Annotated in this window: 10 protein-coding genes; 6 read left to right on the forward strand and 4 right to left on the reverse strand. The window is 48.2% G+C overall.

The genetic code is table 11. From position 1 onward, the window contains the following. Window positions 1–134: 134 nt before the first annotated feature. Window positions 135–1,244, reverse strand: a complete 1,110-nt coding sequence (malK, locus tag SPK40_RS06920; protein WP_248142497.1) for a maltose/maltodextrin ABC transporter ATP-binding protein MalK — start codon at window positions 1,242–1,244, stop codon at window positions 135–137. Between the two features lie 604 nt (window positions 1,245–1,848). Between malK and malE the strand changes: the two genes are divergently transcribed. The 3 genes from malE to malG all read left to right on the forward strand — a co-directional run bounded on the left by malE (window position 1,849) and on the right by malG (window position 5,580). Beyond that, window positions 1,849–3,030: a maltose/maltodextrin ABC transporter substrate-binding protein MalE gene (gene malE / locus SPK40_RS06925; RefSeq protein ID WP_330959916.1), complete on the forward strand. Its 1,182-nt coding sequence runs from the start codon at window positions 1,849–1,851 to the stop codon at window positions 3,028–3,030. A gap of 106 nt (window positions 3,031–3,136) precedes the next feature. Further along, a complete protein-coding gene (gene malF / locus SPK40_RS06930) occupies window positions 3,137–4,678 on the forward strand; it encodes a maltose ABC transporter permease MalF (protein ID WP_330960355.1) in 1,542 nt (513 codons plus the stop codon). Between the two features lie 11 nt (window positions 4,679–4,689). Further along, a complete protein-coding gene (gene malG / locus SPK40_RS06935) occupies window positions 4,690–5,580 on the forward strand; it encodes a maltose ABC transporter permease MalG (RefSeq protein WP_330959917.1) in 891 nt (296 codons plus the stop codon). A 485-nt stretch (window positions 5,581–6,065) separates the two neighbouring features. On the opposite strand, the gene SPK40_RS06940 is transcribed toward malG, so the two are convergent. The 3 genes from SPK40_RS06940 to SPK40_RS06950 all read right to left on the reverse strand — a co-directional run bounded on the left by SPK40_RS06940 (window position 6,066) and on the right by SPK40_RS06950 (window position 10,104). After that, the gene (locus SPK40_RS06940; protein ID WP_248142494.1) at window positions 6,066–7,253 is read right to left on the reverse strand and encodes a GGDEF domain-containing protein; all 1,188 of its coding nucleotides are present in this window, start codon (window positions 7,251–7,253) and stop codon (window positions 6,066–6,068) included. A 208-nt stretch (window positions 7,254–7,461) separates the two neighbouring features. Beyond that, the gene (locus SPK40_RS06945) at window positions 7,462–8,007 is read right to left on the reverse strand and encodes a DUF1415 domain-containing protein (RefSeq protein ID WP_330959918.1); all 546 of its coding nucleotides are present in this window, start codon (window positions 8,005–8,007) and stop codon (window positions 7,462–7,464) included. A gap of 87 nt (window positions 8,008–8,094) precedes the next feature. Continuing rightward, window positions 8,095–10,104, reverse strand: coding sequence for an exoribonuclease II (locus SPK40_RS06950; protein ID WP_330959919.1), 2,010 nt, complete (start codon window positions 10,102–10,104; stop codon window positions 8,095–8,097). 412 nt (window positions 10,105–10,516) lie between these two features. On the opposite strand from SPK40_RS06950, the gene SPK40_RS06955 reads away from it, so the two are divergent. The 3 genes from SPK40_RS06955 to SPK40_RS06965 all read left to right on the forward strand — a co-directional run bounded on the left by SPK40_RS06955 (window position 10,517) and on the right by SPK40_RS06965 (window position 16,516). Next, the gene (locus SPK40_RS06955; protein ID WP_330959920.1) at window positions 10,517–12,238 is read left to right on the forward strand and encodes a sensor domain-containing diguanylate cyclase; all 1,722 of its coding nucleotides are present in this window, start codon (window positions 10,517–10,519) and stop codon (window positions 12,236–12,238) included. Window positions 12,239–12,420: 182 nt separating this feature from the next. After that, on the forward strand, window positions 12,421–14,364 hold the full coding sequence (locus tag SPK40_RS06960; protein WP_330959921.1) for a DEAD/DEAH box helicase: 1,944 nt from the start codon (window positions 12,421–12,423) through the stop codon (window positions 14,362–14,364). A gap of 712 nt (window positions 14,365–15,076) precedes the next feature. Continuing rightward, window positions 15,077–16,516, forward strand: coding sequence for a methyl-accepting chemotaxis protein (locus tag SPK40_RS06965; protein WP_330959922.1), 1,440 nt, complete (start codon window positions 15,077–15,079; stop codon window positions 16,514–16,516). Window positions 16,517–16,534: the final 18 nt, after the last annotated feature.

Genomic DNA, 16,534 nt, shown 5'->3' on the forward strand with positions numbered 1-16,534 from the left:
CAATAACAATCATACTTGAAAATAGCGGTCCTGCTCATTCCGATCGCATTGGTTCATCCTGCGGGTTTATAAATAACAGGAATAAAAAAACGGGCACGTGAATCATGCCCGTTCAATGTGTCGCTAGGGGGAGGTTATACCCCTTGTTCCTGATGCAGACGACGGCACGCTTTGCCATCACGATGGAACAAATGACAACGGTAGGCCGGAATACCGACGCTGAGGGTCTCACCTGTGTCCACATCCAGCACATCCGGCTGACGGAAGATGAAATCGGCATCGACGCCTTTCAGGTTCAGGTAAACCTGAGTTTCATGCCCCAGCTTCTCGACGACCTGAATTTTTCCTTCAACGACGGCATCGCCTTGGTCTTCTGTCGTCAGATGTTCAGGGCGAATCCCCAGTGACATGCGGTCACCGCGGGTCACAGTTGTGCCGTCTACCGGAATCCAGAAGGTGGTTCCGTTGGCAAGCTGCACCATCACGCGATCCGTTTCTACCTGTTCGACGAATACACTCATGAAGTTCATTTTCGGGGAGCCGATAAAGCCTGCGACGAACCGGTTTTCCGGGTAGTGATAAAGTTCCAGTGGTTTGCCAACCTGAGAGACGGCGCCGCCATCCAGTACAACGATCTTATCGGCCATTGTCATGGCTTCGACCTGATCATGGGTGACATAAATCATGGTGCTGCCCAGTTGCTTATGCAGCTTCGCGATTTCGATTCGCATCTGGACACGCAGTGCGGCGTCAAGGTTTGAAAGCGGCTCATCCAGCAGGAAGACATTCGGCTGAGCAACCAGCGTCCGGCCGATTGCGACGCGCTGACGCTGTCCGCCAGACAGTGCTTTGGGTTTACGTTCCAGTAAATGACCCAGTTGCAGAATATCGGCTGCATGCGCAACGCGCTTCCGGATTTCTTCTTTGTCTGCCCGGGCGAGCTTCATCCCGAAAGACATGTTGTCAAACAGGTTCAGGTGCGGATACAGGGCATAAGACTGGAAAACCATACCCACGCCACGCTGAGCCGGCGGAATATCGTTCATCCGTTGCTCTCCGATGTACAGATCGCCGGAAGTGATGTCTTCCAGGCCGGCAATACAGCGCAGCAGTGTTGATTTTCCGCAGCCCGAAGGCCCAACGAAGACCACGAATTCGCCTTCTGCAATATCCAGATCGACATTCTTTGATATCAGGTTTTCGCCATAAGCTTTGCAAACATTGCGTAAAGTGACACTCGCCATCCGGCTTACCTCTATATGTTGTTTCCAGCCCGCGTCGTGGTCATTGCCGGTCGGCGTGCCGATAAAAGTCGGTGAAGAAAAAAAAGGGTAGCGCCGAAATGAACGGCAGTTACTGATAAGGTCGCTACCCATAATCCACAGGAGAGACTTCCCCAAGCTTTCCCGTAGTGTGCTGATGCCAAGCAATGGACATCAAAGCTGCTGATGTCAGCAACAGTCAACAATAAAAGACAGTGTTACAGTTGAACAAGCTCAAGCCATGTTGAGGGTGTTGTCATTGTGCGTAAAACTGACTCAGGCAACATCCTCCTTCAAGGATTCTTCCCGGGGGGATGAGGGGGGATGAGTGTTTGGATCACACTTTACAACCTGATGTACTGCCTGATGATTTCATTGCAAGTAGTATGTGCGTCCCGTCACGAATAGGGCTCGTTTTTAGATCAGGGTCACTGAACGTGATGATGATGATCACGCTTTTCACTATCCATGATGGGGGGCGTAGCGCTTAGGATGATGCCCTATAAGAATGACTGATAGATGATAGAGGCTGGAAAATGTGTTGTCAGTTCACGCTGCAACGATAACCATCTGGAAGGATATAACAATGAAGAAAGTCCTCAGTACTGTCGCACTCTGCACCCTTGCCGCACTTGGTTCTGTCTCAGCTCATGCAGCAATTGAGGAAGGCCAGCTGACCATTTGGATTAATGGTGATAAAGGCTACAACGGTCTGGCTGAAGTCGGTAAACAGTTTGAAGCTGACACTGGCATCAAAGTGACTGTTGAGCACCCGGATAAGCTGGAAGAGAAATTCCCTCAGCTTGCCTCAACGGGAGACGGTCCGGATATCGTATTCTGGGCACACGATCGCTTTGGCGGTTATGCGCAGGCGGGTTTGCTGACTGAAGTGAAACCATCTGACGAGTTCCGCAGCAAGTTCGCGGATTTCACCTGGGATGCCGTGTCTTATAACGGGAAGTACGTCGGCTATCCGGTCGCGGTTGAAGCATTGTCGCTTATCTACAACAAAGATTTACTGCCAACACCACCAAAGAACTGGGAAGACGTGGCTGCACTGGACGCCAAGCTGAAAAAACAGGGCAAACGCGCCATCATGTGGAACCTGCAGGAACCTTTCTTCACCTGGCCTCTGCTTGCAGCAGATGGTGGTTATGCCTTCAAATTTACCGCATCCGGTTATGATGCCAAAGATGTGGGTGTCAATAATGCCGGTGCGAAGCGTTCAATGAACTTCGTGAAGAGTCTGGTTGAAAAAGGTGTCATTGCTCCAGATGTGAACTACGCCATCGCCGAAGCTGGTTTCAACAAAGGTGAAGTGGCGATGACCATTAATGGTCCATGGTCCTGGGCAAACATTGATAAAGCCGGCATCAATTATGGTGTTGCCATGCTGCCGAAACTGAATGGCAATCCTTCCAAACCTTTTGTCGGTGTGTTGACTGCGGGTATCAGCTCTGCATCACCAAACAAAGACCTGGCTGTTGAGTTTCTGGAGAACTACCTGCTGACCAGCGACGGCTTGCGTAAAGTGAACAATGATACACCGCTGGGCGCGGTTGCGCTGAACGCTTTCCAGGAGGAACTGAGTTCAGATGCACGAATTGCTGCGACCATGGGGAATGCGATGAACGGCGAAATTATGCCGAATATCCCGCAAATGTCTTCTTTCTGGTATGCAGAAAAAGCAGCAATTAATAACGTTGTAAACGGTCGTCAGTCTGTGGATGAAGCACTGAATACTGTTGCTGACCGAATGACCAAGTAAACTTACCTATCGGAGCAGGCAGTCGTCTGCTCCTTCCTCTGACGTACTGCGAGGAATGCTGATGCAGTCTCATCCTGTTGCCGAACTGGCGCTTGACGCTACCGATATGACAAAAAATTCAACAACCAAGCCTGCATTAAGAACCTGGTTCAAGTGGGCAGCGCTGGGGGGAATCAGCGCCATCAATGGTTACGCCATGATTCTGATGTATTCGCGTTCAGAGTATGCGTTTGCATTGCTGACGCTGATTCTGACCTCTCTGGGCGTGTATGTCTTTGCCCGTAAGCGGACCTATGCCCATCGCTACATTTTCCCGGGCATTGCCGGCATGATTTTATTCATCATTTTCCCGCTGACTTATACAGTGAGTCTGGCATTCACCAATTACAGCGGTACGAATCAGCTGAGTTTTGAGCGGGCACAGTCTGTTCTGATGGAGCAAAGTTTTCAGTCAGGACAAGGGTATAACTTTTCGTTGTACGGAAACGACGGTCAGTATCAGCTGGCACTGGAAACGGACGAAGGAATTTATCTCAGTGATGGCCTTGATCTGAACGCATTACCCGGTTCACTGAATCTTCACCCTGCGTCCGCGCCATCTGCCGGGAAAGCGCCTCTGAAAATGGTGATTCAGCATCGTCAGCAGCTCAGTGCACTGACAGTTGTCTTACCTGATGGCGAACAGCTGACGATGTCGGGGTTAAGGAAGTTTGCAGCCAGTGAGCCGCTTTATCAGCTGCAGAGTGATGGCGAAATGCTGGTGAATCAGAAAACCCAGGCTGTGTATCAGCCGAACTGGGAAATCGGTTTTTATCAGCAGGTTGATGAAGCAGGGCAGTTTATCGGCCAGCCGCTCTCTCCCGGGTTCATCGTGAATATTGGCTGGGATAATTTTACCCGTATCTTTACTGACCCCGGAATTCAGGGACCATTCATCAGTATCTTTGTCTGGACAGTCTTGTTCTCCGGACTGACGGTTGTTTTCACGCTGGCTGTGGGGGTGGTGCTGGCACAGGTCGTATCCTGGGAAGCGCTCAAGGGGCGTGGTGTTTACCGTGTGTTGCTCATTTTACCTTATGCGGTTCCGGCATTTATCTCGATTCTGATTTTTAAGGGCTTGTTTAATCAAAGCTTTGGTGAAATTAATCAGGTGTTAGAAGGGCTGTTCGGCCTGAGTCCGTCATGGTTTACCGATCCATTCCTGGCAAAGACAATGATCCTGATTGTAAATACCTGGCTGGGTTATCCTTACATGATGATTCTGGCCATGGGGCTGCTGAAAGCGATCCCGGATGACTTGTACGAGGCGTCCGCGATGGATGGCGCAGGGCCGCTGGATAATTTCTTCCGCATTACCTTACCAATGCTGGTGAAACCAATGATCCCACTGTTGATCGCGACCTTTGCCTTTAATTTCAATAACTTTGTTCTGATCCAGCTGCTGACGAACGGTGCGCCGGACATGCTGGGCACCAGTGTGCCGGCCGGGCATACAGACTTGCTGGTGAGCTATACCTACAGGATTGCCTTCGAAGGTTCCGGTGGTCAGGACTTTGGTCTGGCAGGGGCGATAGCAACACTGATCTTCTTGCTGGTCGGCGGTTTATCGCTGCTGAATATGAAATTCTCAAAACTGGATCTTGAGTAAGGGAAAAACACATGGCTATGGTACAAGCTAAATCTTTGAAATACAGGGTATGGGCGACACATATCGCAATGTGGTGTTTCCTTGCTCTCATCATGTTGCCGCTGCTGATGGTCGTCGCGATCTCGTTCCGGGAAGGGAACTACGCTTCAGGTGAGCTGATTCCGAGCGATCCATCCTTAGAACACTGGAAACTGGCGCTGGGCATTGCAATTGAACATGCCGACGGGAGCAAGACGCTGCCTCCGTTCCCGATCCTGACCTGGCTATGGAATTCGGTGAAAGTCGCGGGACTGACTGCCATTGGTATTGTGGCATTGTCCACAACCTGTGCTTACGCTTTTGCCCGTATGAAGTTTGCCGGAAAAAGCCATATTCTGCGTGCTATGCTGATATTGCAGATGTTTCCGCCAGTACTGGCACTGGTTGCGCTCTATGCATTGTTTGACCGACTGGGTGCTTATGTCCCATTCCTTGGAATGAACACGCACGGCGGTGTGATCTTTGCTTATATGGGAGGTATTGCGCTGCACGTATGGACAATCAAAGGCTATTTTGAGTCGATTGATGCTTCACTTGAAGAAGCGGCGGCACTGGATGGCGCGACACCGTGGCAGGCTTTCAGGCTGGTTTTATTGCCGCTTTCTGTACCTATCCTTGCTGTCGTGTTTATTCTTTCATTCATTGCCGCAGTTACAGAAGTTCCTGTTGCATCCTTGTTGTTACGTGATGTAAATTCCTACACATTAGCTGTTGGAATGCAGCAATATTTGTATCCGCAGAATTACTTATGGGGTGACTTCGCAGCAGCCGCTGTGTTGTCTGCGATGCCAATCACCATCGTATTTTTGCTGGCCCAGAAGTTTCTTGTCGGTGGTTTAACTGCCGGCGGGGTAAAGGGATAAAAATAAGAAAATGGCCCATGTTCACTTAGGGTGGGCCAATCCCCTGGAGTTGAAGCCTTAACATTTGGTTTGGCCGCCGATCAGTTAAGTCACTTCACCCACATTATTGGCGTTGCTGCATAGCTGGACTTGCGCTTTGTTCTGAACAAAACAGCAGGTTGATTTGGTAACCAAAGCCCGGTGTTTTCACCGGGCTTTTTTATTATCTTGTTTTTTGTATCGGTAAAAGCAAGCTTCTCGCGCTGACGTACATCAAGCAAACCGTGGGTCTAAGTAACTTGAATGAAACGGCGGGGTTCCATCTGAAACATGTCCGGTCTCTGAATAGGGGATGAGGGGATGGATTGACAAAGAGAAAGGCAGCAAAGCTGACAGAAGCAGGCTAGTTAGACGTATTTCGGTGTGAACAATTTCTTGTGCACACCGAAAATAAAACACCACCTGTAAAGGTGGCACTTTGAAGATTTCAAATGCCCGGCATGGTTTCAGACGATCTGATTTCTGCCATTTTGCTTGGCTTTATACAGCGCTTTGTCCGCCACTTTCAGAACATTGGCCGTTCTGGAATCTTCCTGACTGTCGGCGACACCAATACTCACTGTAATTTGCACGGTTTCCTGATTTTTCGTAGTGCCGCGTTTCCTCTTGCCTTCGACATCATTCAACGGGCGTGTCTCAATATCCCGGATATGCATCGGATAGTTCGCGATAGCTTCACGTAATTCTTCCAAAGCCTCTAAACACTGGTTTTTACGCTTTCCTTTGAAAAGAATGGTGAATTCTTCTCCGCCATACCGATAGACATCGGCTTTGATGTTGATATTCAGCAAAAACTGCGCAACCAGCCGAAGGACATCATCCCCGGTTTTGTGGCCGTATTGATCATTAAACTGCTTGAAATGATCAACATCCAACATCGCAAGTGTATAGGTTCTGCCCAGATGCTTCAGTTCCGTTTCCATGGCCCGCCGGCCCGGAATCCCTGTCAGCGGATCAATAAATGCCAGCTCATGAGAACAGGACATCAGATTCAGCAAAAGCAGGCCGGACGCAACGGTAAAAGCAACACTGGAAATAAAAGGCTGCTGAAACTGGGCCAAGGTGAGCCCGGAAAACAGCAGACAGATAAATGTTGCCTGATCATAGCCCTGATTACGTTTCAGGATGATTGAAGCACTGGCACAGCTCAGCGACAGCAGCATTAAGATCAACACTAACGGTAAAGGTGAGAAGTCACCCAAAGTGTAGAAATAGGTTTGCCACATTTCTGTGTCCTGGTTGGGTTCAACATGCTTGACGAGCAGCCACCCCCAGGAGATCTGAAGACCGAGTACGGCCAGATAAATCAACCCGAAACGTGAGAAAAGCCGTCGCTCGGGGATGAAATGAAGCTGAAACAGGTTCAAAGGCAGCAATATTGCCAGCAAGATATAAGTCAGCCCGGTTTTTGACTGAGCAAGCGGTGTTTGTAGATTCTGCTGGATCAGGTAATAGGCAAGCAGCATCAGCATCGCGCTGATTCCTGTTTTACTCTGATTGAACGGCTGGCACAGCATCATGACCAGGCTCAACAGGATGTAGGGAAGCAGCAGCAACACTTCTATATGCTGTGACATAAAAGCCACAATATCGCCGTGTACAGCAAACGTGCCTGTAACGAGTGCTAAAGGCATCGCGAAACGCATTTTAGCATTTCTAAATACTGAGAATGAAAATGGTTGCATTACAATATTCCCTGTCAAGGAGATATCATAGCTAACTTGATGCTTAATCCCAACAAATTTGAATGCCTGTATGAAATATGTCTGGTTAATATAAGGTACTGAATCATGGGCTATAGCTATAGAATGAAAAAGCCCTGCAAGATGCGGGGCTACAATATTAGTTTTTGCTAATTAAATAAGGGAAAAGGCGACGGATTTCTTCATCCGTGAGCGCGTTCATTTTTTCTATATTCCGCTCCGGTATAGCATCCGGATCGGGATAATGCGCCAGCACTTTTTCCATACTGTCTTCTCGAATTAAATGGAAGATTGGATAGGGTGCACGGTTAGTCAGGTTCTCAGCATCATCGGGTGCTGCACCATAGAAACAGTAATCAGGATGAAAACTTGCCACCTGATAAATACCTTCTTTTCCACACTGGCTGATTAGCGCCTCTACCATATCAAGAAACTGATTGTACTCGTCAAAATCCTGTAAAAGGTTCGGACAAACGACAAGGCTGGTATCAAGATCACATGCTGGGGTGTCATCCAGCCGTTTTATTTCTTGATAAATACCTTCCAGAAGTGCTTCCAGAGAATCAGTTTCATAAACAGCAATACGAATCTGTTCATTTCTTCGTGGCTTTGCTGCAAAAGGACACAAGTTTAGTCCAATGACAACATCATCAAGCCATTGTTCAACTTTGAGGAGATAAGACATGAGGCACCAGACTACTAACGTGTTACTCAGGTTGGATAGGGTATGATTTGAGCCAGAACGATATGGTTCGTCCTGGCTCTTGGTTTATCAGGCTTTTTCTGTTTCAGCCTGCTGATCTGCATTTTCCTGAGTAATAACTTCAGGGAACTGTTTGACTGGTTTTGCAACTAATTGACGGGTTGTTTCGCGAACTTCGGTCAGCACAATCTCAAAATGATCACCTAATTGGAATTCACGAACTTTATCAATGTTGATGATACCCAGATCACCGTTACACTCAATGCGTTGTTTATTATCCAGAACCAGCGGTGCAGGAATAAAGGCGGACGCGCCGTTCTCCAGGACACGTACACGCATACCAGCGCGGTTGATATCAAACACTTCTGCAGTGAATACCGTTTCTTCTTTCACGGCATCTTTCAGTAAGCGAACATACAGCCAGTCTGCAACATCACGCTCAGCCATGCGGTGACTGCGGCGATGTGTTGAAATTTCTTCACCAATCGTTTCATCTGGCGTCTGTACTGGTTCCAGGCCAGTGACAACAGCTTTCAGCATACGGTGGTTGATCATGTCACCGTATTTACGGATTGGAGACGTCCAGGTTGCATAGACATCCAGACCCATTGCAAAGTGTGCCGCAGGTTCGTTACCAACTTCACTGTACGCCTGGAACTTACGCAGACGGTTGTCCAGATAAGTTGTGTCCTGAGCGTTCAGCCAGCGGCGCAGCGCACTGAAACCGTCCAGTGAAAGCAGGGCTTCTTTTTCGAAAGGCGCATTTGCTTCTGTCAGGAATTCCATGGCGTTCTCCAGTTTTTCCGGATTGAAGCCGTTATGGAAGTTATAGACACCTTTCCCAAACTTCTCTTGCAGAATGCGGCCAGCACAGATGTTCGCTGTGATCATCGCTTCTTCGATCATCCGGTTCGCTGTACGGCGCGGATCGGTGTGAATCGCAATCACATCGTTATCTTCGCTCAGCTCGAAACGGTAGTCCGGACGGTCCGGGAAAACGACCGCATGTTTACTGCGCCAATCGCTGCGTGCGTTGGCAAAGGCTTTCAGTGCCTTGATTTGTGCTTCGATGACTGCATCCGGCGTCCAGTTTTCGGCTGCGCCATGTTCAAGATAATCAGAAACATTATCGTAGTTCAGACGTCCCTGCGAACGAACCCAGGCGGCAAAGAAGGTAATGTCATCACCAATCACACCATCTTTATCCACCGTGACACGGCAGCAAAGAGCAGGGCGTTTTTCATTTTCCATCAGTGAACACAGTTCATCACTCAGTTCACGTGGCAGCATCGGGATGTTGCGGCCCGGCAGATAGATAGTAAAGCCACGTTCACGGGCTTCTTTGTCCATGTCGCTGCCAACTTCAATATATGAAGTCGGATCTGCAATGGCGATGGTGATTTCAAAGCTGCCGTCATCTTTGGCAACGGTGTAAATGGCATCATCCATGTCTTTGGTGGATTCACCATCAATCGTGATGAACGGCAGATCGGTCAGATCTTCACGGACCAGACCTTCGTCCAGCATCGCCCAGCTGTCTTGCGGCGCTGGTTCTGCGTTTGGCAGATCGTGGCGGGCAAGGGTGACCCACCAAGGAGCAATTTTATCTTCGCTGTCTGTGATTTTTTCTTTAATTTCACAGAAGAAAGTTTTGTTTTCACCCACGAGCGGGTGACGCGTCATATGCGCAACAACCCAGTCACCTTCTTTCAGGGTTTCAGGGTTCAGACCTTTCACCGCCCGAGCTTTAATTGCATCTTTGAGTTGCGGATGATCAGGTACAACATTCAGACGATCTTTGATCAGTTTTACACGACCGATGAAACGGGTCAGATACTGTTCAACTAATTCTTGCGGTTCAGCAACGTCACGCTCTTTTTCCGTGCGGATGACAGCTACAACACGGTCACCGTGCATCACTTTTTTCATATAGTTAGGCGGAATGAAGACGCTGTCTTTGCCATCAACTTCCAGGAAGCCAAAACCGCGATCGGTTGCTTTAATCTGGCCTTCTTTCTTCGGAAGTGATTCTTGAATCTGTTTTTTCAGTTGTGCTAAAAGCGGATTATCTTGAAACATTATGCCTGGTCCCGGATTATGAACCGTCACACTATACGGATTAACAAGGCTAAAACCAAGGGTAATCCGATTTTTCAGCAGTCAGATCGGGTACTGAAACGCTAAAGCTGCCATCTTTTCCGCAACGCTGAATGTATCTTGAACGACTTGCCTGATGTCTGCGCCCGTGGAATAAATCTCATGTTTTGTTTACTGGTCAATAATATATGTATCAATAGTGGCAGAGAATTCTTTTTGACATGCAGACCTGAGCGAAACGTTTTCTTTAAATTATTGGTCACAAATATCGTAGAAAATCGTAATCATGATTTCGAAGTCCCTCATGAAGGTCGTTATTATCTTCGACTTGGAGTATTTTGTATTCTGTTTCACACCGATCAAATGAATGAAGACACATTGTCAAAGGAAAAGCATGCCGTTTAAACTCAACGATGAGTTGGATAAACTTGTTGATACGCTTGCCCGTCAGGCAAACATGGAGCGTTGGTGCCATCGTTTGCTGTCAGCATTGCATCATACACTGGACTTAACTTACCTGACTTTGTTAGTTGAGCAGGAAGGGCAGACCAGGGTACTGGCCAGCTGGATGGGGAATGAAGAGTTTAAGTATTATCTGCATCCTTTATCACTCTCCAATTATAATGGTGTCCCACCTGAACATCTGCTCGAAGTGAAACAGCTGAGGCAAGCCATCAGTACCGTTGCACAAAAACCGTTTAAGGCCATCTGGAACGACAAGCCAACAGAATGGCGGCGGGTACTTTTTCCGATCATTATGCATGAGAAGCCGGTCGCTTACCTGTATGCAGAAACTCAGTACCCTGAACGACTGGATGAAAACTTACAGGCTTTCGAACGGGTTCTGCTGCTGATTGCTTCTGATATCAGTGTACACATGCTCAGAGAAGAAGCGCTGACGCATAATATCAGCCGCCGGAGTGTGGAAGCTGAATTAGAAGTTCGGAATTACTCTTTGCGTGAATACCTCTCTTTATTAAAGCAGCTTCATGAAGTGACGCTGTCACTCGCGGAATCCTGCGATCTTGACAGCTTATATCGTACGGCAATTGAGTTAGGCAGAAAAAAACTGGGCATTGATCGTCTGGCAGTATTTCTGACAGATATTCAAAACTCCACTATGCAAGGAACATACGGCACCGATCCGGAAGGAAATCTGGTCTCCCGCTATTCTTTTGTCAGTGATATTCCAGATCATCCCTTGGTGCATGAGGCTCTGAGCCGGAAAGACGTTGTGGTCGTGAAGGAAAATGCGCCGCTTTATTTTGGCACACAACAGGTTGGCACGGGCTGGAATGCCATGATCTCGATGTGGAACGGTGATGATTGTATTGGCTGGGTTGCTGCAGATAATCTGATCAGCCAGCGCAGTCTGACAGAACATCAGAAAGAGATCATGAAGCTGTTTGGTGCTGCCCTGGGTCAGCAGATTGTGATCAAACGCAGTCATGAGGCGCTGACCCGGTTGAATGCTGAACTGGAACAGCGGGTCCAGTTGCGGACTCAGGAGCTGCAACAAACCAATAGAGCACTGGAAGAAGCGAATCGGCGACTGGAAGCCTGGTCGATGCAGGATGGATTAACCGGTGTCGCAAACCGGCGTTTCTTCGACCTGACCCTGAAACGTTACTGGCAGGTTGCAAGCCGGAAACAGCTGCCTCTGAGTATCATTATTCTCGATGTCGATCATTTTAAGGCTTTTAATGATACTTACGGTCATCAGCGTGGGGATGTATGCCTTAAACAGGTTGCAGTCACCCTGGAAAAGCTGGCGCATCATCATGAAAAAGCGATTTTCAGCCGTTATGGCGGTGAGGAGTTTGTTTGCCTGCTTCCGAATATGACCGCTGAAGCCGTTCGTGTGCTGGCTGATCAGATGCTGAACGCTGTTTTGCAACTGAGCATTCCTCACTCAGGAACACGGGAAGGGATCATCAGTATCAGTCTGGGATTGTATAGCCGGATCCCTTCGGAAGAGATACAGGAAGAAGTACTGCTTGCTGGGGCTGATCAAGGTTTATATCTGGCAAAACAACACGGAAGGAATCAATATTTTCAATGGGATGACACTATGAAGGCAGAGAAAGCTTACCAAGGTGTACATATCGCAGGCTGATTGAATAATAAATAAATGCTTAAGTTTTAATTTGTGACATCAATCAATTTTTTCTGGTAATTCAGCCCTGAATAGCGCACAATGCGCGCCTTAGTCGAGGCCCATGCTTGTGGATACAGTTGCTGAACCGTGTTAAAAGGCAAAGGGGCCCCGTTTTCGTTCGATCATCTATTGGGATCCCAATGCAAGAATCTGTTACAGAATTTCGCCAGTTAGAACTGGCCGACACTATTTTATCCGCACTTGACGCGATGGGCTTCGTAGCGCCGACCCCTATTCAGGCGGCTTCTATTCCACTTCTATTAACGGGTACAGATGCTCTGGGTCAGGCTCAGACAGGTACCGGTAAAACTGCAGCATTCTCACTGCCACTGCTGAACAAGATCAACCTGAAGCAACATAAGCCACAGGCAATCGTGATGGCTCCGACGCGTGAGCTGGCGATTCAGGTTGCTGCTGAGATCAAGAACCTGGGTCAGAACATCCAGGGCCTGAAAGTTCTGGAAATCTACGGTGGTGCATCTATCGTAGACCAGATGCGTGCTCTGAAATCTGGTGCTCACATTGTTGTTGGTACACCAGGTCGTGTCAAAGATCTGATCAGCCGTGACCGTCTGCATCTGGATGAGGTTCATACCTTCATTCTGGATGAAGCCGATGAAATGCTGAAAATGGGCTTTGTTGACGACGTGACCTGGATTCTGGAACAAGCACCAGAATCTGCTCAGCGCGTGCTGTTCTCTGCAACCATGCCACCAATGGTGAAGGAAATCGTTGATCGTTTCCTGCGTGAGCCTGCACGAATCGACGTTGCTGGTGAAAACCGTACAGTTGCCAAAGTAGAGCAGCAGTTCTGGGTAGTGAAAGGCGTAGAAAAAGACGAAGCAATGATTCGTCTGCTGGAAACTGAAGAAACTGACGCGTCAATCGTGTTCGTTCGTACCCGTCAGGATACTGAGCGTCTGGCTGACTGGCTGTCTTCCCGCGGTTTCAAAGCAGCTGCGCTGCACGGTGACATTCCGCAGTCTCTGCGTGAACGTACTGTTGATCACATCAAACGTGGCGTCATTGACATTCTGGTTGCGACGGACGTTGTTGCCCGTGGTCTGGACGTGCCGCGTATTACGCACGTATTCAACTACGACATTCCGTTCGATGTTGAATCTTACATCCACCGTATCGGGCGTACAGGTCGTGCCGGACGTAAAGGTAAAGCAATCCTGCTGGTTCGTACAAACCAGATCCGTATGCTGCGCACGATTGAACGTGTGACCAAGTCACGTATGGAAGAAATTCAACTTCCGATGCGTGATGATGTCGCTTTAGCGCGTCTGGATCGTCTGGGCAAAGAGCTGGAAGAGCAGAAAGAAAGCGCAAGTCTGGAAGCGTTTGTCGAGCTGGTTGAAAAGCTGCAGGAATCTGTTGAGGTTGATGCAACGACACTGGCTGCAATCCTGCTGAAACGTCAGCAAGGCAACCGTCCTCTGTTCTACAAAGGTCCGGATCCGATGATTGCTGCGATTGAGCGTGAGAAGCAGCGTCGTGACCGTCGTGGCGAACGCGGTGAACGAGGCGAGCGTGGCGAACGCGGTGAGCGAGGCGAACGTCGTGAACGCCGTCAGTACAACGCTGCGGACTGGGATACCTATCAGCTGCATGTTGGTCGTGAGCAAGGTGTTCAGGTGAAAGATATCGTTGGTGCAATCGCAAACGAACTGGGCCTGAGTAAAGACTTCATCGGTGCGATTAAACTGGCACCTGAGCACACCTATGTTCAGCTGCCGAAGAAGATGAGTTCTGACGTTGTTGCACAACTGAAGAAACTTCGTATTCGCCAGAACGAAGCGAAAGCTGTCGTTGTTGAAGACAACGTTTTACGTGAACATCGCCGCGGTGGCCGTGAAGGCGGCAATCGTGAAGGTGGATTCCGTCGTGGTGGAAACCGCGAAGGTGGTCAGCGTGAAGGCGGCCAACGTGAAGGCGGCCAACGTGAAGGTGGTTTCCGTAATCGTCGTGAAGGCGAACGTCGTTTTGACCGCAACCGCGGTGGCGATCATCGTGGCAGCTTCCGTGGTGAACGTAACCACGGTCAGCGTCAGGAACGCAGCAAACCACGTTTCGACTGATTCACACCCATGTGAAACTTCAGAAATATCAAAGACCGGGGGATACCCCGGTTTTTTTATACCTTCATTTCGGTATACACCTCATTTGTTTTCAGGTTGTTCATTCCTGCGCTTTTAAATACTGCTGTTCAGAGAATCCTTATTGTTTTCTATGCTTATTGTCTGTGTCGTTATTTTGACATGACTACTTGCTGCTGCGACACCACAGCTTGTGTCACGGGGACTCGACGCAAACAGCAGCGACACATCATCCTCAATGACAAGTTCGTTCACTTAAAATAATTCTCATCAATGCACCGGCACCGGTTTAAATCTGTATTTCTTATTTTATTTTTAATTAAATTAGAATATCCCTGAAAACAGATGAATTCTTTATTTTAGAAAGTGCTTTTTTATAATAAACTTTAATTGTGATAATAATTTTATTAATTATTGATATTCACCTCAACTTATGAATAATAACTTGATTTTAAAATTTAAATTTAAACATGTTGTGAATAATGAATCATAAGGGTTGAAACTAATGCTGAAAGGAATATCCATTCGAAATCAGGTTCTTACTCCTGTAATCATATCAGCGATATTATTACTTACGTCTGTGGTTATATCCCAGAAGGTATTAGTTGATACTGTCAGTGAATTAAATTCCGCTTCTCAACAATCTTTATCTTTAAAAGATAATGTAGCGCAGCTGATTGAAAGTACATATGCAATGCGTGTTGGCGCGATTTATGCGCTTTATGATGAAACCCAGCTGAACACACTCCGGGATACCCTGGCACAGCGGGAAACTGAAATTAAACAATTGCTGCCTGCACTCAAACATTTCCAGGGAGCTGCACCTGAGTTGGCTTCACTGGAAAATGCTGTGGATGATTATCTGATCTACAGCCGCCAAACCATGCTTGAGGTGCTGAAGCAGCGGCACAGTGGAGCCATGTCGGATCAGGCGTTCGACGCATACGTGGTGCCATATCGTAATAAAGGAAATGTGCTGATTCAGCGGATTGAGACGCTGTCTCAAAAGCTGAATGATTTATCTTCGGCGTACATGAGCCAGCAGGTTGCACATCACGAGAATGTCCTGTTCTGGAGCTTACTGGCCAGCATTGGCACAATTATGATTGGATTATTTGCAGGCTGGTATTTGTCTGGTTTTATTGCGAAGCCGCTTTCTTCGCTCAGTAAAGAGATGCAGCAATTTGCAAAAGGTGAATTGGAAATTTCCGCTTATTTAGCGGGGACGAACGAACTGAGCCTGCTTGGACAAAACATCGATTCAATGGCTGTAAATCTACGCTCAATTGTTTCTGGTCTGCGTCATATCGGAGACAATACTGCGGCATCAACCTCTGAACTGGCAACAGTGATGAAGGAATCTGAACACAATGCCGTGCGCCAGAGCCGTGAAATTGAGTCGATTGCTTCTGCAATCGAAGAATTGGCGACATCCGCCAGAGAAGTCTCCGGAATGGCATTTCTGGCGGATGAGGGAGCGAAATCAGCTGTCCAGATCACGGGAGAAGGTGAACAGATGTTCAGTCAGGTTTCTCAGGCAACGCTGCAGATGAGTCAGGGTGTCGGAGAAGCCGTTGTCGAAATTGGGGAGCTGGAGCAAGCATCCGCTCAGATCAGCGGAGTGCTCGAAGTCATTCATGCGATTTCTGAGCAGACAAATCTGCTGGCTTTGAATGCGGCCATTGAAGCGGCCAGAGCAGGAGAGAGCGGACGAGGCTTTGCGGTCGTTGCCGATGAAGTTCGTCAGCTGGCAGCCAGAACGCAGCAATCGACCGGCGATATTCAAAAAATCATTGAAGAGCTTCAGGTTCGTTCACAATCAGCGAGTCAGTCAATGAGCCGGATAGCTGAACTGCTGGAAAATAATATGCATCTTGAAGAAAGAGCATCGCTGGCATTGGGCAAGATTAAAGAAGCGATTACGCAAATTGGAGATTTGAACCATCAGGTTGCGGAGTCGTCCGATCAGCAAACGGAAGTGACACAGACAATCAACGAAAATCTGGCCAACATTCATGATATCGTTTCGACAAATGCGACTGGAATCAGTCAGTGTGCCTCTTCAAGCCGGGAGATCTCGCAATTGGCGGAGAATATGGCTCATCAGCTGCAGTTCTTTAAATTATCGAAGTAGTGCGTCTTTCTGAAAAGT

Source organism: Photobacterium sp. 53610 (assembly GCF_036409375.1).
Taxonomy (GTDB): domain Bacteria; phylum Pseudomonadota; class Gammaproteobacteria; order Enterobacterales; family Vibrionaceae; genus Photobacterium.